We start from the raw sequence: 18959 nt of genomic DNA, 5'->3' as shown, positions 1-18959 counted from the left end.
TCAATTGTCACGCAACCAAACTCACGTCGAATTTTCGACAATTTTTTTATAATTTACAAAAGTTTAATCTGTCTTATTTCCTATAGTTTCGAGTAAATTCGACATTCATTCTTTAAAACCTATATACTTACTAGGTTTTTATAACTATTTGATAGACAAGAATTTGCCCATACGAAAACCTTCCAATATGTGGGTGTAATGGAGAAATAATTAAAAAGAGAGACCCTTTTTGGCCCCTCTTTAAGAATGCTTTCCTTATATTTAATAAAATGGCTCCGGCTATGAGTCTCTCAAACTTCCGACTATTGACGACCTTTTTAAATTTACAAAGTCAAATCCCCGTACGCTATAGATTTAGCTTGGCTTGTTCCACTAAATCAAAATCCACTTGCGTTCACTTGTTTCATAAAGGGAGCAACATGCTCCCCCCTTCTTATTATATTGTCATAAAATTTTTTTGAGAATTTTCCCAAAAACTTGTTTATTATCTAAAAGCGCTATTCCAAGCAAAAAGAATAGACATGATAACACCAAATTTAAGAGTAAATAACGGGACCCATAAATATAGTATGGAAATATTTCTGATAACATCTGGTATGTTCCTGATAGGCTTGTATTTAGCATGCGTACAATAAGCACTGGTAGCAAAGTACAAAGTATTTGACTTAAAAGTAAATAGCCCAGTAAAGCAAGGATAAAGTTATTTGAGATGTCTCTGCTCTTTTTCCCTAATAATAAAGCAGGAAGTAATGAAACTAATAACCCTATGAGTCCACCTGATAAATATATGTTATGGTCAATGGGTTCACCAAGAAATAATTGATACGAAAAAACTCCTACTAAAAAACTAACTCCATAGAGTGAAATATAAACTGGAAATATTCTGATTAGGCGAAGTACATAATCTCTCATTTTGAACATCTCCTTATTATTTACTTATTATAAATCCTTTAACTTCCAATATACACCATTTGGATGGGTGTTTTCATCTTCTAGCTCAACAAAAAAAAGCCGTAAAGTGTTTGTACTTTACGGCTTTTCATTTGTATTTATATTGCATAGACCGAGGTTTACAAGCTAGAAACTTTAATGATTCCTAGTACAGATCACCACCCGAACTCTCTTTTCGCTCTCTCCCTCTCATCCCGCTCTCGCTGCTTTTGCATTTTTTGTTTCTCGTATTCACTAGTAGAGAGATTCATCTTAGCGAAGCGCTCGTTAGCTAACTGCCTTGCCTCCTCACATGTTTGGCAAATAGTCTTCCCGGACTCGGTAGTTTTAAATTTTTGCTGGCATACTCTGCAGCTATTTGTGTAGGATGGATTTCGTCTAGTTCGATTATATCCATTCCCGTACCGTTCATAAGAGTCATCCCATTGATTTCCCACGCTGTTCATCTCCCTGTGAAACAATTTTGTGAAACAAGAAAAACCGGGTGGTGACTGTCACTTTGCACTAGAGAATGCATCTAACAAAAACTTCGATACGTCGACGGTTTTGTTTCGGTATTCCTGTGGCGAGGAGAGGTACAGTTCTTCTTGAGCACGGGTGACGGCTACGTAGGCTAGGCGTCGTTCTTCTTCAAAGGCGTTATCTTCGAGCTGTTCCTTGTTTTCTTCGGGAATTAAGCGGTCCTGCTTGTCGTTTGCACTAAAGGCTGATGCATGGGGCAGGATTGTTTGACTGAATCCAATGACATATACGACTGGAAATTCTAATCCTTTCGCAGAATGAATCGTCATGAGCTGTATACAGTCAGCATTCGGTTCCTTACGAAGCTGTTCCATATTTTTATACTTATCGAGAATCTTATCAATAAAGGCAAGGTACTCTTCAATCGTATTAAACCTGGTTGCGGAAGCTTCTAACTCATCCATCGTTTCCCGAACCATCTCTTTCTGCTGTGTCAAAGTCTTCCGTTCATCACTCTCTAGATACTCATCATATTTCGGCTGTCCTTTACGAACCTCACGTATCGCATCCACTGGCTTTTTATCTTTTAACCCTTCGATGAATTCTATTCGATCATAAATTTTCTGCATTTGGAAAGGCTTTAAACTAGGTACCACTAAGAGAGACCTCAGCATATTTTTCTTTTGTTGACCAAGGGTGGCCTCTAGCACGTGTTGAACAGCCTTCTCCTTATTCAAATACATGCTCGGAGCGACACTTTCAATCGCCTCTATTAGATTCGGATTTTGGGATAAGCGCAAATGGTCAAGGACCGGTTTCACTAGAGGATGCTCATAGAACACCTTCTCATTCTTCGTCACAAACGGGATATCCCTTAATACGAGCTCATCAAAAATGTTCCGGCTATTATTATGTGTCCGATACAAGATTGCATAATCCTTATACTCTCTTTCTCGTAAACTCACATCTGCTTGAATATTATCAACAATTTGCACCGCTTCCTCTAACGTATCAGAAGGTCGCATATAAAATGGCGTCGTATGACTAGTTTTTGTCGCCGTCAATTGTTTACCAAGTCTATATTTATTATGTTTAATGATTTCATTGCCAAGCCCCACAATTGAATCCGTGCTTCGGTAATTCGTCCCTAAGGTAATCGTTTTTAAATTTGGGTACTCCTTTGATAGGTTTAAAATATACTTCGGCGTGGCATGACGGAAATTGTAAATGACCTGATCCTCATCCCCTACAAAAAACACATTTTGATCTGGGGCTTTCACAATCAATTTAATTAGCTCATGCTGAGCTTTATTCACGTCCTGATACTCATCAACCTGCACGTAGCGGATCGTACCTTGAATTCGTTCCAGCAAGGATTCATTCTCCTTAAGCAAGTAATACGACTCCATTAAGATATCATCAAAATCCATAAGATTTTTTGAATTTTTCACATGCTCATATTTCTCATAAATCCCCTGTATCTCACGTTCAATGGGCGTTTTCGCCAGTACATCCCCTGGTCTTTGTAAGTTTGCTTTAAAGGAGGAAATGCACGATAAAATCGTTTCTGGTTCATACGAATCATGAAGCCTTTCTTCCTTCAGTATCCCCTTCACCATGATTTCCTTCCACTTTTCATTGGAAAGGATTTGCTGGTCATACTTCATTTTACGAAGAATTCTGAGGAAAATAGAGTGGAAGGTGCCACTTACCATCTCTGTTGCCATCTTTCTTGAAATTCCAGGAAGTCGCTGAATTCGGCTAAGCATTTCCAATGCCGCTTTTCGCGTAAATGTCACTAGCATCATATTGTTTGGTCTGATGGTAGTATCATAGGTTAACAAATAACCAGCTCTAGACGTTAACACTCTAGTCTTTCCACTTCCAGCTCCCGCAATAATCAGATGTGGCCCTCTTGAAGCACGAACGGCTTCAAGCTGTGCACGGTTTAGAAATACCCCTTCCTTCTCTAATGCACGAAAATAATGATGATCAACCTCTTGATCTGAGACAAGATCCATCGTCGTTTGGTGAGTCACAATCTCGGAATATGGAATCGTCGTTCCCTTTGCTCCGATGGGTGTCGTACGATAATGTTGTCGATTTGCAATCTCCATGGTAGTTACACTCCTAAGCTGTTTTGTTCACGATATACTCTGTCTATTAGTATACCATTATCGCGATTCTTCCTTTACAATGAGTAGTAAGAAATTTATATGGGAGTGTCTGACATGTACAACTTTGAAAGCCTGATGGAGCATTTGTTGAATGGCAACACACAAGGAGCCTCTGCCATTATAAAATTCTGGGGGACACCTGATTTAACCGACAAAAAAGGGAATACACCCCTGATCATTTTCATGTCAAAGCTAGATAAAATAGAGATGATACAGTTTTTACTAGATAATGGTGCTGATTTCAATAAGAAGAACCATCAACAGGATAATCCGATACGTGTTGCCATTCGTTACGGCAATATGACAGCTGTGAAGCTCTTACTCGAAAAAGTAGATTCAAGTCAGCAATCCCAAATCGTAAAGCAGCTTTTCCAATCACCGATTGATGATGCAACGTTACTTCGCTATTATGAGAGTTATAGCCCAACTTATCAGCAGGAGCTAAACGAATTCTTAAAGCTATCGATTTTGAATAAAAAGCATGAAGCTACTCGTTATTTTGTAAGTCAGATACAAGACTTCGATCCTCAAATGCTAGAGAAAGCGCTAAAAATTTGTGATACATCTGCTGTTAATCTACTAAATGCTTACAATGAATTCGTTCCTGATAAGATAGTAGAACAACAGGCTACTTCCTTTGCGACTACCATTATTAGTGATGTTTTTCAACATGTAAAAAGTTCATTTGAAAAATTCCTAATGCCTCATCATAAACATGGAAGAAAATTTGATTTGCCTCCTGCAACGATGAAAGTAGCTGTAGACCATCATTGTTTTTCGTTTTTAGAAAGAGTCTTAGAATTGCGACAGGCAGGCAGTGTGGGCTCAACAATAGGAGAGGAATTTTTAATAAACGTCGTGAATTGTCGTTCAATCAATAATTCTCGTTATGCACATTATCTCTCCCTACTTCTGAAAGAAGTAACCCACCTATCACCTATAGTTGTGAAGCAGGCTATTTACCAGGTTAATTTTGTATTTTTAGAAAGTGCCTTTGAATTAAAACGTGAAGGGACACTTTCATTTGATATGACCGATGAATTGTTTATGGAAGCCATCAAAACAAAATCAGCAGAGGTCGATGAGCTCCTGCTTCGTCATAGCGATTCAATTTCCGAACAGGTTATTATAGTCGCCATTCAAAAAGAAAATATTCCGTTTTTAGAAAAAATAATTGCCCGAAAACGTAAAAATCCTTCATTCTTTTTTGTAAGCGATAAGATGCTCGAACAAACAATGGATTGTACCTATCACCGGGTTGCGATTCCAAATCTCTTCGTAAACGAGATGGATATCGTACCAAGTAACATGATTACGGCAGCTCTTCGTAAAGGGAATACCATCTTCTTGGAGCAGCTGTTTAAGCGGAAACAAAATGGAGATATCCAATTTCAACTAACCGATGAGCACCTTCTATCAGTTGCTGCCCATCGATATGACCGAATTACTTCTCTTATTTTAAATGAATTTGACGTTGTTTCAGAGAGTGCCATGCATGTAGCGATTGATCAATTTAACGAATTGTTTCTAAAGAATGTCCTATCCGCGAACAAGCACAGGCAAGACCCTATGTCCTATTTAATGAGAGTAAACCGTCAGTCACCGTTTGCGAATCGGGTTATCAAAGTGATTGAACACTATTGTCAATTTCAAAATGAAGACGAAATGTTTCTAGCATCTATACATAAAGGAGATGCGGAAGATTTTTTAACTCTTATGAATTCGAATGGTACAAAATTTATCACAATACCCGAGTACGGGGATCGTGCGCTTGAAGCCGTATTACAGCGCGGGGAAAATAAGCATTTCTCCGTGCTAAAACTATATAACAATGGTCTTGTCACTACCCCAGGATTTAGCGTCAATTTGTTGCTCCCGCTGTTAAGAGAATCAAAGAATCTCGTTTATTATTTAAAAACGAAGGGTGTACGATTATACTCGAAGGAAACCTTAGCAGGTATCTCGTTTGAAGGAAGACCAGAAACGATTAGAAATCTACATCTAACCGATCCGATTGTGTTAAAAAGAGATCCACAAAATGTGCATGACCGAAATGCGATTGGTGTCTATACATCTACTGGTAATTCTATTGGATGGATCCCAAGAGAAGTCGCCGTCTTTTTATCACCTGAGGTAGATAATGGACTTACTATTTCAAGTAAACTAACAGAGGTTCGTTGTGACGATTATTCAATGTTCGTTGAAATCCAACTGACAGTCTAGTAAAAAGGGACGGTGCTTTCTGAAGCACCGTCCTTTTTCCATCAAAAAATTGTAGAAATTACAGCTTACACAGATTAAAATTGAAAGGAAAATGATTCATCGAAACCGTCAATTTAATGGAGGTAGTTGTAAAGTTAAATCCAGATTCCCTGGATACAAAGCAAATCACTCATACTATCTTTTAACCAAATCTCTTCTCTTTTTTCAGAAATTTAAAAATATTAAAGAGGCTGATGAAAATTGACAGTAGAAACAACAAAGGAGCTCACGATTTTTAACCACTCGGGTAACAAGATAAAGACAGAGGATCGTGACATACAAATTATTGTTAGAATGGAAGAACCACTGATTGTTGTTTTAGGAAATGTACTAAGCGATGAAGAATGTGATGAGCTCATTCGATTATCGCAAGACAGAATGAAGCGTTCCAAGATTGGTTCCGTTCGGGAGGAAAACGAACTAAGAACAAGTAGTAGTACCTTCTTGCCAGAGGGAGAAAGTGATGTTGTAACAAGAGTGGAAAAACGTATCTCTCAAATTATGAATATCCCAGTTGAACATGGTGAAGGGCTACAGGTTTTGAATTATCAAATCAACCAAGAGTATAAAGCGCATTATGATTTCTTTACATCCAAGAGTAATGTAGTAAATAATCCTCGAATTAGCACACTCGTCATGTACCTCAATGACGTCGAGTATGGCGGAGAAACATATTTTCCTCACCTAAAATTGGCAGTGTCCCCTCAAAAAGGGATGGCGGTGTATTTCGAATACTTCTATGAGGATCAGGCGTTAAACGACCTAACATTGCATGGCGGAGCACCTGTTGTCATCGGAGATAAATGGGCAGCAACACAATGGATGAGGAGAAAACGATATAAATAAAACTGAGAGACGTTTCACTTTCTTTTTGAAAAGAAGTGATAAGTCTCTCTTTTTGTTTATTGGGTTGAATGATTTGTAGAGTATTTTTTCGAGGAAATAACAGAGGATGGTTTGTTAAGGTATTATGCAACCTTAACTATTTCTTCTCTTATATTTTTCAAATTCCTTATCAGTTCTAGTGGCCTTCTCCCACATCCTGCGACTTGAAGCGTATTATATCACGCTTTATTGTGATACTTGTTTAATCAGTTTGTGTTCGTGAAACATTCTTGTGAAACAAGAAAATACGGGTGGTGACTGTCACCAGCCACTCTTTAAATTCTTCTTCTTGCTCAAATTGTGGATAATGAGCTGATTTTTCAAAAAGAACAAATTCCTTTACCGGTGCTTTAAGTTCATCGAAGTACTCTTTTGCTTGATTTGTAGAGGTCATATAATCGTACTTACCCATCACAAAAAAGGTCGGTATTTCTAGTTCATCAACAAGTGATGGCAGATTATGACGCTTCTCTTCATCCATTAAAATTCCTTGAGTTTGCGAAACTCCTCTTACATAACGAACAACATCCAGTAAATTGTATTCAGGATTGAATAGGAATCCTGTATAGTAATCCAAGTTATCATCTATTAATCTAGCACCACCACCATATTTACGGACTACGTGTCTAGGGGTTATGCGTTCACCACCTTCAATGGAGTCCCTCAGATTCTTAAGCTTTTCCACATCTTTCTCGTTACCTGCAAGCGTTGCCTGTCTCAGTGTATATTCTAAGCTGTCAACTTCACTTTGAACTTTATCCGAAACCTGGCCGATTCCAATATAAGCAACAAATTTTTCCGGTGCTACTGCTGCTGCCTTCATGCCGATATAAGTACCGAATGAATGACCAATGAGTACTACCTTTTCTTGTGAAAACATATTTGTCACATAATCGGTTATGGCCAGTAAATCCTCGACATGTTGAGCGGTTGTGATGCCAGTGTAATCCTCGAAAAAGTGATACGACTTCCCACTTCCCCGCTGATCATAATGAACAATCGTGAAATGCTCTTCAAGCAAATCTTGATACTTTCTTACATATGGAATCTCAGAACAACCTGGTCCCCCGTGGACAAAGACGATAATCGGATTACGACGATCAACTCCTCTTATCATGACTTCAAGCTCCGTACCGTTAATCTCGGCCTGCTCTAATGTACTTACACTATATTCCCCTTCTATACTTGGGGTCCAGGTTGGAAGCACGAATCCTAGTAAGATTAATAGGGTGAGCATGATTAAATTAATTTTAATCAACCTTCGTATTTTTGTAGTCAAGATAAGACTCCTTTAAATTTTCTCTTAGTAAGATGGTAGATACATTGATTTTAACATCTATTTCCATTCATGAGTATTTTTGAAAATAAAAAAGAGGACTCTACACTCAAGCCCCCTCTATGGTTTACGACTATTCCTTTATCCCCTCTACCATCGACGCAATCTTATTAACCGTTTTCCAGTTTCGCACTGTTGCTGCTACACTTAGCTTTTGTAGATTGGTTGCCAGCTTGGAATTCCGAATGCTCTGGCCAAATAACAGGTAGATGTCCCTGCCGGCAAGATGATAGGATTCATATTCACTTTTGAAGGCATCCAGTCGATCAACATCTACTTGATTAGGAACATCCTCTAAAAAGGCTACGTACAGACTCTCTCCTACTGACGATAAATCAGCTTCTGAAATCTCCTCTTCAGAAAATGGACAGCCTACCTTTACTAACGCAAGCTCGTTTGCCGTTCTGATGATTACAGGTACCGAAAACCCAAACACGCGAAGGATTTCACTCTCTAACTTCTCTTGAAGCGCATCGGCATCTTCCTCTGATTCAAACACCACATTTCCGCTTTGAATATACGTTTGAACACTCTTTAAGCCAAGCGATTCGAGCAATTTCCTCAATTCATCCATCTTCATTTTATTTTTTCCACCAACATTAATCCCACGTAGTAGTGCAATGTAAATTGTCATTGGAATCTCCTTCCATTCTTTTATCTATAGTATAAAAGGTATTTCTCAAAAAATATAGAATCTAATAGTATAAGTTATCATATAAGGAGTGGGGCCATATGCTAGAAAGTATTCATCACATTGTTCTATTTTGTAAGGAAACTGAACTATCAAAGGAATGGTATGAGAAGGTAGGGTTTACATATGTAAATGGGTTTGATGGAATGCATTGGTTTAAGCTTGGCGGTACATACATCATGCTGCATCCATCTGATACAACGAATCCAGGCATGACGGCTATTCATGCTGGCGTACATAACGTGGAAGAAATGTTTCAGCATGTTGTAAGCCAGGGACTAGAACCCCTTGATCATCAGCAAGACAGCAAACGAATCGATGCACCAGTCGAGCGCCCTTGGGGAGATGTTGAATTTGAATTAGTAGACCCAGACGGGCATCAATGGGCGTTTACGCAGATTAAATAAAGGTGAATCTGTTCTACTTCCATAAAAATCATTCATCGAGGTGAATTCCTATGAATCTTCAATCGACTAACATTCATCTAAGACAATTTCAGTTATCAGATGCACAAAATTTACTAGACCTAAATCGAAAGAATCGAGTTGAGTTTGAAGCCATATCTCCAATGGTATATACAGACAGCTATTATACATTGGAAAATCATGAGCAGATGGTTGAAAAGTGGAGTAAAGATTACGAAGAGAAATCACGAATTACTTTTGGAATATTTATAAACAATACGAATCAGCTGATCGGTAGTATTGGACTTTATAAATTTGTTCCAGGTGATAAATATGTCTTAGGATATTCTTTGGATAGGGATCTGTATGGAAAAGGATATATGACCGAGGCAGTCCAGTTGATGGTAAAGTTTGCTTTTAAGCAAATAGGTGCTCATCGAATTGAGGCTGGAGTAATGCCACGAAACATCGGATCTGCTAAAGTACTAGAAAAAGTTGGATTTGTTAGAGAAGGTATTGCTCGTGAGTATTTAAAAATTCACGACACATGGGAAGACCATATTATGTATTCTTTGCTTGAAAAGGATCTTATCGGAAAAGCGTGATCGTGAAAGGACGAATTCTGACCTCCTATTTAGAAGGAGAAGGTTCGTCCTTTTTCTATTTGAGGGTGTACTACATTTATAAAAAAATATTTATGACGGCAGCTCTCTCAGACATTTCAAGGCGGATTTCCGCGTCAAATGTCTCTGATACCTCTTCTCTCAGACATTTTAAGTCAGATTATCAACCAAAATGTCCCAGACGGCACTTCTCTTGGAAATATAATAGTCTTATTAACAGATGAAAAGTCCGAGATATATCTATCTGATTTATAAGGTAGCTAAAACCTATTCCAATAACTATTTGCTGCATAATAAAAAATTAGGGGACGGTCCCAATAACCGTCCCCCTACCTATTCAAACCCTAAACACCCTGCCTAACACTTGATGCTCCGCCACGTACCCTCGATTTGATCTTTAACATGACGATGAACACTCCGTATACCATTAGGATCATTGCCATCATCTTATAGGCTACATAGATTGACCACTGCTCGGCTACATAACCAAACAATAAGCTGACTAAGATTGTCAGTGCATTGATTAAAAATGAATCAAGCGAGCTAATCGTTACACGATACTGATCTTCAATTCGATGATGAACGTAGCCTGCCGTTAAAGGTGAGACCAACTCCATCATAAAAATAGCAACTACAAGATATACAACATGCCACCACATTGTAGCTTCGCTATACAGATATATGCTAATAATGGAGATGCCGAGAATCATCCCAAAAGTAGTCACGTAGCCTAATTTTTCTCTTACCTTATAAGCCCATACCCCAGCTAATCCGCCAAATAGAGTAATCGTCAAGCTTATATAACCAAAGTGGCTAAGTGGTATCCCGATGTCTGGATAAATAATCGAGCTCATTTCATGGAGCTGACCATAGAGAATGGCTCCTATTATACTTCCGTATATCATAACCTGAAATAACCCAGGCTTGCTTCGAACAATTTTTACTGAAGTCATAATATGAAGGATAAAGCTGTTTAGCTTTGAGCCCTCATCTTCAGTTGGCTTATTTGATAGGGCAACCGGTTCATAAAGAGTAAGGCTCACTAGTGCGGCTAGAATAAGACCGAATAAGGAAAACCAATAGCTATATTCAAGACCGTAGTAATAAGCAACATATCCTCCAACAATCCCAGCTATCCCTGACGTCATATACTTTAAAAGGTTGACATACCCTTTAAACTTTTCAAACTCCGATTCTCTCTTTATTCCTTTTAGCGTCTCAAATAAAATACTGTCCATAATCCCTGACTTGAGACTTCCACCAATCGCTGCTAATAAAAAGGCAAGACTGAATACCGTAAAGCTGTATGCATAGATACTAATGAAAAATTCAAAGCAACAAAAGAATATCCCTAGAGATAACACATATTTCTTCTTCCACTTATCAGCCAGCACGCCAAACGGAACCTCAAGAATTAAACTGGTGGTGGAATAGATAATCAAAATATACTGCATTTCTAGAATGCTTAATCCTCTCTCAAGCGCAAATATCCTCTCAATTACATATGCCAGAATAAAGGACTGGCAACCTACAATCAAAAATATTTTGCTAATGTTTCTGTTTAAGCGAGCGTACAACATATTCCTTCTCCTCCATGATGTTAGTTTACTTTTCTCACTAACAACCTTTAGGGAGGAGGTCTAGCCTGATCAGTCGTGCTAGCTCTAGATTAACAGCTACCTTTATTTTGTACTGACATGTAAGTCACCTCTTTTTTAGACTTTTTCTTACTTACATATTATTCCTCTATTATTGTTATTTCCATCATTATTTTCGAAGTGGTTAAAAGCAAGCTCTATATAGCTCGTATTTAGGCAAGGCTTTGCTATTTCCATCCATAATACATTAAGAACTTATCAGGAATCCTGAGCTCAATTTGCTCTCGGAGGTCTTTATTTTTTCTTTAGTTACTTTCTTAAAAAGACTGATTTCCAATCCATAGGGTCCCAAAATTGGTAGTTATATGGTAAAATTTGTTTAGTTACTTTAATTTATAAATGGCAGTCCTTCATCCTCAGCTAAGTTAACTATATTCGAGCTTATGTCTGAATACTGAGAAATTACTAGGATAGCCATGATTATTAATACAGATTTAAAAACCTTCTTCACTTTAACTCCTCCAATATGAATTTGGACTCTAATTCTAAATAGGGCGAATTATAGCATTTTTTGTTACATTGTCATAGTAATTAACAATATAATATAAAGCTTCTTATATTTGGGAGGGTAAAATGGATACTATTCTATTGGGAAAGGAAATTAAAAGACTCAGAAAAAAACATAAAATATCTCAAAAGCAATTGGCAGATGGAATCTGTACACAACCTACTATTAGCGGTGTAGAAGCAGGAAAAGTTTATCCTAGTTTAGACATTTTATATTCTATATCTCTAAGGCTTAAAGTAAACCTAGACTATTTTATAAAAATTTTGTTAAATGAAACACAACACTATATAGAAGAAACTGTTAACCATATTGAGCACCTAATGAAGAACTTGGATTATCAAGATGCATTTGATATAAGTTCTTTTGAATTAAAGCAAAAGAGTAGAAATCTAGGTTACAGATTTGATCAGCTAATTAAATGGACATATATTGTTACAAGTTATAACTTAAAAAAAATGGACTGGGAACAATGTATTATTGGGTTAAATAACCTTATAGACCAGTCACATCCATTATTCGGTCAAGACTTTGAAGATATGAGAATTAAGAATAGTATCGCCATTATTTATGCAGAAAAAAAGGAGTATGATAAGAGTTTAAAAGAATATAATGAAATTCTATCATTTAAGGATTTCTTATACCATCAACCTAAGTTTTATATAAAAGTCCATTATAATATCTCTAAACTATATTTTTTAAAGGATTATTATTCAGAATCTCTTTATCATGTAAAAGAAGGAATAAAAATTTCCTTAGAAAATGAAGATATGTCTTCACTGGGTCAATTATACTTTCAGCAGGGACTATGTTTTGAAAGATTAAATTATGAGAATGATATAAAAGAGTGTTATAAGAAATCTTATTTGTTTTTTAAGCTTTTAAATCGTGAGAATTTTATTCAGATGGTTTTAGATAAAAAAGGGCAGTATTTAATTGACTAATTAGCAAAAGTGGGGGATATGAACTAAATCTTATGAAAAAAACCCTAATAAAAGATCACCTGTTTTGAGTGAACTTTTATTTAGGGTTTGTAAAATTTTGGTTCGCACTTTTTATAAAAGAGAAACTATTATTTTTTAGCTCTACCTAAAGACAATGTACCTGTCCCCGTGTCTTTGGATGATGGGGTAGTTCGTTTATTCGGCACTGGATAGCCCATTAAAGAAAGAAACCCCAGTGTATACCTAGGGTTTCCAAGAATAGTTAAAGCTTTTTAATCTCGTCAATTTCTTTCATTATTTTCTTTATCATTTTATCCATTTCTTCCTGTTGAAAAACACCGTCTTCTTTCCCTGCCAGAAAATACAATTTTAACCAATAAGCATTATCTCCCACATATGATTCTATTGCTTTTTGTATATTCTCTTTTGTTAACGTTCTAACAATAATGTCTGGAGGAGAAGCAGGTATATAGTCTATCTCTTCTTTATCCATATACCAATAATAATTGTTGGGAGTAGTAACCACCATTGTATAAGTCATTCCATCTTCCAAAGTTACAAAGACATCAAGGTTACCATTATATTTATCTAATTCATCAAAATATGTTGGATACTTTATTTCAATAATCTTCATTAGAATTTCCCCCTCACAACTATTTTCCGTATAATTCCCTTAGTACTATGATAACTGTGTCCTGATTATCTTTTGACGACTTTGCCAATATCTCAACTTCGGAAATAAACTCTAGCTCCATTAGCTCCTCTTAATTCATGTATACCCCCAAATCCTAAAGAATTATTTCCTTTACCTGGATTAAGATTGCCTTGTTGTAGTCTAGAAACTAAATCATCAGCTTCTTTTTGTAATCTTGTATTCTTCCCCATCTGCTCAGCTGCTTTTACTAATCTAGGGTCTTTATCTATTGATGATGTAACATTTAAATTAACCTTACCCTTACCAGACATCAAACCTAAAACTACCTTATCACCCATCTTAGCTAGCTTTAACACTGTATTAACTAGTTTTCCACCTGGCGTCAATCCAAGACCAGCAATCACCCTATCTAGTGTACTAGCATCTTCATCTAATAGAGTCTTAATATCGTCCCCTATGATAAAATCGAATCCCATTTTACCCATTTTTACTAGGGCATCTGATACTTTATCCCATGTAGATTCTTCGGATTGTACAATGTCTGCTAGTTTCCCCATGTCTATTTTATACAAAAAATCCATGTGGATTGTTACCACATGGAAAATAATGTGTAGATTTTTTTTTATTCATAAAATAAACCTTTATCGTCAACTCTGTCTGAGCTTTTCCCATGAACTGCTCAAACAGCAGAACGGCGTCTTTCATATCTGCTCCAAAAGCTCCGTCTTCTGCACCTGCATTAAATCCTAGTTTATTGAGAATGCGCTGAAGTCTCAACCATTTGAAAAATATAATTCAACTAAGTGGAAGACAATGCACCTGTCCTCGTGTCTTTCGACATTTTTTGTAGATAAAATTTATTAGTTAGTTACAGTCCTCACATTCAGTAAACTATGAGCTCTTAATAACTCAATATATATTTATAAGTATTAGTTTAAGTTAAATATGCTTCCTCATATGCATTTAAAAACTTATCAGGTAACCTTAACCTACAATATTGATCAACTTTTTCTAAACTCTTTATTATAGATTCTTCATCATTATTTAAGGATAAAAATTCTCCAAAAAACTTAGTTACTACATAACTATCTCCAACAATTATTCCGCCATTAAAATTTCCGTATTGACCTTCAAATCCACACTTAAATTGGAATGAATCATATAATAAACAAGAGATCTCTCTTTTTTCACTTTCTATCATATATTGCTTAGCTTTTTTACCAAAAAAGCTTTCTATTATTTTCAATAAGTCCCTAATATCCATATGGGCTCCTCCATATATTTTAGTATTTGCTAGCACTCATTGTTTCAACATCAAAATAATACCCTTTTGATTCCAAGTAATCTAATTCCCTCCCCAGAAAACCACGGTCATTAATTGGATTATGAGAGAATACAAATTTCTTTCCTTGTTTGATTCCTTCCTCAAGAAAAGGTTTATTAAATAATTCTAAAATATCATCGTTTGACAAATCGTATTGCTTTTTATTTTTTCAAATTCTGTCCCGAGGTCAAAATATGTTGAATTTTTACCTGCTCTAGCAATATATGAATCTGGATCCTGTTTACTCCAATTTATGTTGTAATATTTATTTTGTTTGAATTGCCCCAATTCTCTTACCGTTCTTTTCGTCAATAAGATATGTTATACCATTCCAGTTGCCAATTATTATTTGATTATTATTTTCTATAAAATTAGTATATGGGCAATCTTCATAGATTAAATCTGGTTCTTCAATTTGCCAGTAAATGTCCGTATCTTCTCTATTTATTGCATAAACATTTCTGTTATTGATCTTCCCAGAAGGTACAGCAAGAAGAACTAACACAAGATTTTTATATTCTTTTATAGACCTTATTGGATCATTAAAACTTAATGATTTTCCGTAAATAAATAGCTGATTTCCATCATAATTTATACTCATTTAATCACTCAACTTCCTTGTGTTCTGCCATATTGAAGGATCATCTAGTCTTTGTAATAATTCATATTGAATACCTCCACCTGGTCCAAACTTGTTTTCACCAGCTATACCTACTCTCATCCGCGTACCTTTAGGAATATACACATCTGTTATATAGTGTGGGGTTTCAGGTAGAGCAAATTTTTCCTTAATTTGTTCTGGAGTAAGTCCTTCAATCTCTTCCATTTTCATAACCCATGAACGCTCTCTATTATTTGAACCATGTACTCTTACAAATCGTATATCAGTTGTCGTTGTAAATTCTGCTACAAAAGTACCGGATTTATAAGGAGGTTCATAACCATCTGGGTATTTAGCATTTACATCGTTTGCAGAAACATGCTTAATGTCTTTACCTATACTCTTTATATTATTAGCAATTCCCTTCCCTATATCATCCAACACTTTCTCACTACCAATATCAGCAATATCCTTAAGCGTGCCGCCTAATTTTGTACCTAACTTCGCCAACAAGGCAGCTGAGCCAACACCCGCGGTTAGGACGGCCCCGATTGTAAATATTGCTTTTGTCAGGTGATGACCAAACTCTTTCGATTCTTTATAGGTAGCTGAGTCAAGATCTTTTCCGTGTTTCTTAATATACTCAAATGGCTCTACAAATTCTTCTTTTAAAGATTCCTTTAATCCATCTTGTATATCTTGAATTGTAATTTCACCAGAAACAATACTGCTTGTTAGCTTAGCAGTTTGATAGATCATATCGTCAAATGAATGTATAAGAGCAAAGGATTCTTTTACAGATGACCATAGTTCTTCTGCAATTCCATGCATGATTCCAATCGCATTAATTCCAGAGACCTTAAAGTTGCCTTCGTCTTCTGTTATATTTTCGTTTCGTTAAAAATCCTTCTAAATCTTTTTTGATGCGCCATCCCACAATACCATCAGCATTGTATCCAGAATAGGCTTCAAAAGACAATGTACCTGTCCCCGTGTCTCTTCATCAAAATTTAAGAAATACCGTCCATCTTCTTCACTGATCCCGATTCCATAGTCCGAGAATACTACCCTCATGATACCTCCATGATAAAAAGACAATGTACCTGTCCCCGTGTCTTTCCCCGTGTCTTTCCTCCACTTTATTTCACCTGTACTAGAAATTCCGAAGACATTATTTAGATACGTTACATTGCTAGGTATCTCAAGTAGAACAATGAGTGTATCTGATACCTCTTTTACAAACCGTATTGGGTATTCAAATTTAATACTTTGATTATTGATGATTAATTGATTTCCTTGTTTAGCAAATACTATGGTCAGTATTCTAGACTCTCCCTAAGGCTTTGGACATAAAAGAGTTTACTAGTCCCAATTTTTCCCATCTCATCCCTTTCATTAACTTTTGTACATCAAGTTGTTGGCTTCAATTTAAAAGTTGAAATTTGTTGTAGCTTTAATGATATCAACAACATAATCCTTTATTCTTCAGATACAAACAAACTATTTAAGAAGTCTAACAAAGAGTCTGCAACAAAAGACAAGGAACCCTTTTCTATATATTCAATTTCATAGTCCCAGAATAGGTTTGGTGCAGAGCCAGTTGTTCTTAAATCTAAACAAAGCTGATTATCGCCAGCAACACGTGCAATCGGTATCACACCTCTGGGAGTCTTTCATCAAGAGATTGGGATGTTTTTTCTACATCATAGAAATTAATTATTCTTTCTATGATATCTCCTACTCTAAATGCATTAGGAAACACATAAGCACCATTATTGTTTGTAATGAACTCTACATATTCGTTAGGAAAGGATACTTGAAGCTTACTTTCTAATTCTTTTACGATTTTCATATCAATGGATATACCATTTATTAATTCGACTGTCATTATGGTCCTCCAACTTCCCTACTATCCTTTATTTCAAGAGTAATAAAATCATATGTAATTTTAATAAACTCCTTAGCTAGGTCCTCATCTTCTAATTGAAAAGCATGAAAAATGAGTCCACTTCGTGGCTTATGCTTAATCTCCCAATAATTGTTTCTGCAACAGTCAAACGTTCGAAACCTTCTAACTTATCAATAATTATAGTTATCACATCCCTAACCCAACTTGATTTATTAAATCCTTAACATATTTACCCACACTAACAAACTCTTTTCACAATATATTTACTTGGAACGACATGTATCTCTTTTATCGATTTTAAAGGCCAGTTTAAGGGAAATGAGGCTAGCTCTCTAATATGAACTCTCGTTTCCTTCTAAGAAGTGGTGAACATGCTTGCAATTTATCTTCTGCAGTAAATTTGGCCATATAAAAACTGCACCTCCAATTGTTAGATGGTGTCTAACAATTGGGGGGCAGTTCAACATTAAATCAAGTTTTATTTATTCAAATTCTATGCTGAATCCTTTGTTCTTACTTTCCTCAACAATAGCCTTGATTAATCTGTCCCTATCTTCGTCTGAGACAATTAAATGTCTATTAGGCCCTTCCCAATGAGTCATCGAACTCTTGTAAGCAACAAAGCCGTTAACAATCAATTCACCTTCAATAACCATGCTTTTACCTTCAAAATCATCAACTTTAATGTACGACGAAGTTCCTGTAATTTTCATTGTTTGACATCACCTTTCGAATATAACTTTTTCGACTAACGTTTCAGGGTCGATTGTAGTTATTTTTGTGACATTCGGATTCTCCATTAAACTTGGCAGCTCAACATTCTCCCATATGTTACCTGGTCTTAAACTATTTCCAACTACTGCTCGCACTTCTCCTGATACTTGATTTGCATACTCACTAGAGATATCTTGCCATGCTTTAATCGACGATGGATCGTTAATATCCCATTTTGGCATTATTATACCTTTTGAATCAATCATTCCTTCAAGGGTCGTACCACCTTTTGCCTTCGCTATCTCTAATGCTTTCTCCGCTCCTCCAATACCATTACTTTTCCCTGACCAAAAAAATGCTGTATTGGGTTCTGTTTTAACTAAAGGTGATAATTTAGAAATATCTATCCCTTTATCAGATGCCTTACCAGTCTTCAAACCTAAAACTACCTTATCACCAATCTTAGCTAGCTTTAACCCTGTGTTAACTAGTTTTCCACCTGGTACAAAACCTAGGCCAGCAATCACCTTATCTAGTGTACTAGCATCTTCATCTAATAAAGTCTTAATATCGTCCCCTATGATAAAATCGAATCCCATTTTACCCATTTTTACTAGGGCATCTGATACTTTATCCCATGTAGATTCTTCGGATTGTACAACGTCTGCAAGTTTATTATACTCTTTTGTGGCTTGAAGTTTCTCTCTAATTTTACTTCCCGCTATTCCATCAGGTGTATAGCCATAACTATCCTCGAAGGCTTTAACCGCATCCTCCGTCTTCTTATCAAACTTCCCATTCACCTCAACATTGTCAAACCCGATTGATTTTAAAAGTGCTTGTAAGGTTTGAACCTGT

Annotated in this window: 24 protein-coding genes and 1 pseudogene; 5 read left to right on the top strand and 20 right to left on the bottom strand. The window is 36.3% G+C overall.

Going from position 1 to position 18959, the window contains the following annotated elements; translation table 11 throughout:
• Positions 1 to 444 precede the first annotated feature (444 nt).
• The 3 genes from ACFSCX_RS24095 to ACFSCX_RS24085 all read right to left on the bottom strand — a co-directional run bounded on the left by ACFSCX_RS24095 (position 445) and on the right by ACFSCX_RS24085 (position 3530).
• Complete coding sequence (locus ACFSCX_RS24095) at positions 445 to 912, bottom strand: hypothetical protein (RefSeq protein WP_377930807.1); 468 nt, start codon at positions 910 to 912, stop codon at positions 445 to 447.
• A gap of 194 nt (positions 913 to 1106) precedes the next feature.
• Positions 1107 to 1388, bottom strand: coding sequence for a hypothetical protein (locus tag ACFSCX_RS24090; protein ID WP_377930806.1), 282 nt, complete (start codon positions 1386 to 1388; stop codon positions 1107 to 1109).
• Positions 1389 to 1445: 57 nt separating this feature from the next.
• Entirely contained in the window at positions 1446 to 3530 is a 2085-nt protein-coding gene (locus ACFSCX_RS24085; protein ID WP_377930805.1) for an ATP-dependent helicase, read from the bottom strand.
• A 114-nt stretch (positions 3531 to 3644) separates the two neighbouring features.
• On the opposite strand from ACFSCX_RS24085, the gene ACFSCX_RS24080 reads away from it, so the two are divergent.
• Positions 3645 to 5813 carry an HIRAN domain-containing protein gene (locus ACFSCX_RS24080; RefSeq protein WP_377930804.1) on the top strand — a complete coding sequence of 723 codons (2169 nt, stop codon included), beginning with the start codon at positions 3645 to 3647 and terminating at the stop codon, positions 5811 to 5813.
• 240 nt (positions 5814 to 6053) lie between these two features.
• Positions 6054 to 6698: a 2OG-Fe(II) oxygenase gene (locus ACFSCX_RS24075; protein ID WP_377930803.1), complete on the top strand. Its 645-nt coding sequence runs from the start codon at positions 6054 to 6056 to the stop codon at positions 6696 to 6698.
• A gap of 241 nt (positions 6699 to 6939) precedes the next feature.
• On the opposite strand, the gene ACFSCX_RS24070 is transcribed toward ACFSCX_RS24075, so the two are convergent.
• Positions 6940 to 7974, bottom strand: coding sequence for an alpha/beta fold hydrolase (locus ACFSCX_RS24070; RefSeq protein ID WP_377930954.1), 1035 nt, complete (start codon positions 7972 to 7974; stop codon positions 6940 to 6942).
• Positions 7975 to 8146: 172 nt separating this feature from the next.
• Complete coding sequence (locus ACFSCX_RS24065) at positions 8147 to 8707, bottom strand: DUF1697 domain-containing protein (RefSeq protein WP_377930802.1); 561 nt, start codon at positions 8705 to 8707, stop codon at positions 8147 to 8149.
• Positions 8708 to 8805: 98 nt separating this feature from the next.
• On the opposite strand from ACFSCX_RS24065, the gene ACFSCX_RS24060 reads away from it, so the two are divergent.
• Positions 8806 to 9171 (top strand): VOC family protein, encoded by a 366-nt coding sequence (locus tag ACFSCX_RS24060; protein WP_377930801.1) that lies wholly within the window; start codon positions 8806 to 8808, stop codon positions 9169 to 9171.
• Between the two features lie 50 nt (positions 9172 to 9221).
• The gene (locus ACFSCX_RS24055) at positions 9222 to 9773 is read left to right on the top strand and encodes a GNAT family N-acetyltransferase (RefSeq protein ID WP_377930800.1); all 552 of its coding nucleotides are present in this window, start codon (positions 9222 to 9224) and stop codon (positions 9771 to 9773) included.
• 362 nt (positions 9774 to 10135) lie between these two features.
• Here ACFSCX_RS24055 and ACFSCX_RS24050 read toward each other — a convergent pair whose 3' ends face one another.
• Both ACFSCX_RS24050 and ACFSCX_RS24045 read right to left on the bottom strand, forming a co-directional pair.
• A complete protein-coding gene (locus tag ACFSCX_RS24050) occupies positions 10136 to 11371 on the bottom strand; it encodes an MFS transporter (RefSeq protein WP_377930799.1) in 1236 nt (411 codons plus the stop codon).
• A 406-nt stretch (positions 11372 to 11777) separates the two neighbouring features.
• On the bottom strand, positions 11778 to 11900 hold the full coding sequence (locus tag ACFSCX_RS24045) for a hypothetical protein (protein ID WP_377930798.1): 123 nt from the start codon (positions 11898 to 11900) through the stop codon (positions 11778 to 11780).
• Positions 11901 to 12022: 122 nt separating this feature from the next.
• Here ACFSCX_RS24045 and ACFSCX_RS24040 point away from each other — a divergent pair, with 122 nt between their 5' ends.
• Complete coding sequence (locus ACFSCX_RS24040; RefSeq protein WP_377930797.1) at positions 12023 to 12898, top strand: helix-turn-helix domain-containing protein; 876 nt, start codon at positions 12023 to 12025, stop codon at positions 12896 to 12898.
• A gap of 262 nt (positions 12899 to 13160) precedes the next feature.
• On the opposite strand, the gene ACFSCX_RS24035 is transcribed toward ACFSCX_RS24040, so the two are convergent.
• From ACFSCX_RS24035 to ACFSCX_RS23980, 13 genes and pseudogenes are all read right to left on the bottom strand, one after another.
• Positions 13161 to 13532 carry a hypothetical protein gene (locus tag ACFSCX_RS24035; protein ID WP_377930796.1) on the bottom strand — a complete coding sequence of 124 codons (372 nt, stop codon included), beginning with the start codon at positions 13530 to 13532 and terminating at the stop codon, positions 13161 to 13163.
• Between the two features lie 92 nt (positions 13533 to 13624).
• The gene (locus ACFSCX_RS24030) at positions 13625 to 14134 is read right to left on the bottom strand and encodes a hypothetical protein (protein WP_377930795.1); all 510 of its coding nucleotides are present in this window, start codon (positions 14132 to 14134) and stop codon (positions 13625 to 13627) included.
• The gene (locus tag ACFSCX_RS24025; RefSeq protein WP_377930793.1) at positions 14118 to 14330 is read right to left on the bottom strand and encodes a peptidoglycan-binding domain-containing protein; all 213 of its coding nucleotides are present in this window, start codon (positions 14328 to 14330) and stop codon (positions 14118 to 14120) included. The genes ACFSCX_RS24030 and ACFSCX_RS24025 overlap by 17 nt, the downstream gene beginning before the upstream one ends.
• 157 nt (positions 14331 to 14487) lie before the next feature.
• A complete protein-coding gene (locus ACFSCX_RS24020; RefSeq protein WP_377930792.1) occupies positions 14488 to 14817 on the bottom strand; it encodes a hypothetical protein in 330 nt (109 codons plus the stop codon).
• Positions 14818 to 14836: 19 nt separating this feature from the next.
• The gene (locus ACFSCX_RS24015) at positions 14837 to 15025 is read right to left on the bottom strand and encodes a hypothetical protein (RefSeq protein WP_377930791.1); all 189 of its coding nucleotides are present in this window, start codon (positions 15023 to 15025) and stop codon (positions 14837 to 14839) included.
• 117 nt (positions 15026 to 15142) lie between these two features.
• Positions 15143 to 15478, bottom strand: a complete 336-nt coding sequence (locus ACFSCX_RS24010) for a DUF7957 family protein (protein ID WP_377930790.1) — start codon at positions 15476 to 15478, stop codon at positions 15143 to 15145.
• Entirely contained in the window at positions 15479 to 16309 is an 831-nt protein-coding gene (locus ACFSCX_RS24005) for a hypothetical protein (RefSeq protein ID WP_377930789.1), read from the bottom strand.
• Between the two features lie 78 nt (positions 16310 to 16387).
• Positions 16388 to 16552, bottom strand: a complete 165-nt coding sequence (locus ACFSCX_RS24000; RefSeq protein ID WP_377930788.1) for a hypothetical protein — start codon at positions 16550 to 16552, stop codon at positions 16388 to 16390.
• A 60-nt stretch (positions 16553 to 16612) separates the two neighbouring features.
• Positions 16613 to 16792: pseudogene (locus ACFSCX_RS25755) on the bottom strand (DUF7957 family protein); the annotation flags it as partial.
• A gap of 164 nt (positions 16793 to 16956) precedes the next feature.
• The gene (locus ACFSCX_RS23995) at positions 16957 to 17136 is read right to left on the bottom strand and encodes an SMI1/KNR4 family protein (protein WP_377930787.1); all 180 of its coding nucleotides are present in this window, start codon (positions 17134 to 17136) and stop codon (positions 16957 to 16959) included.
• Positions 17133 to 17366 carry an SMI1/KNR4 family protein gene (locus ACFSCX_RS23990; protein WP_377930786.1) on the bottom strand — a complete coding sequence of 78 codons (234 nt, stop codon included), beginning with the start codon at positions 17364 to 17366 and terminating at the stop codon, positions 17133 to 17135. Before ACFSCX_RS23990 ends, ACFSCX_RS23995 begins: the two co-directional genes overlap by 4 nt.
• Before the next feature lie 503 nt (positions 17367 to 17869).
• The gene (locus ACFSCX_RS23985) at positions 17870 to 18100 is read right to left on the bottom strand and encodes an Imm74 family immunity protein (RefSeq protein WP_377930785.1); all 231 of its coding nucleotides are present in this window, start codon (positions 18098 to 18100) and stop codon (positions 17870 to 17872) included.
• A 9-nt stretch (positions 18101 to 18109) separates the two neighbouring features.
• The coding region (locus tag ACFSCX_RS23980; RefSeq protein ID WP_377930784.1) for a peptidoglycan-binding protein at positions 18110 to 18959 on the bottom strand (850 nt) is incomplete at its 5' end.

Origin of the sequence: Bacillus salitolerans (assembly GCF_042680805.1) — a bacterium.
GTDB classification, from domain to species: domain Bacteria; phylum Bacillota; class Bacilli; order Bacillales; family SA4; genus Bacillus_CJ; species Bacillus_CJ salitolerans.
Note: the sequence above shows the minus strand (reverse complement) of the source record. Positions and strands in the feature narration are given on the sequence as shown.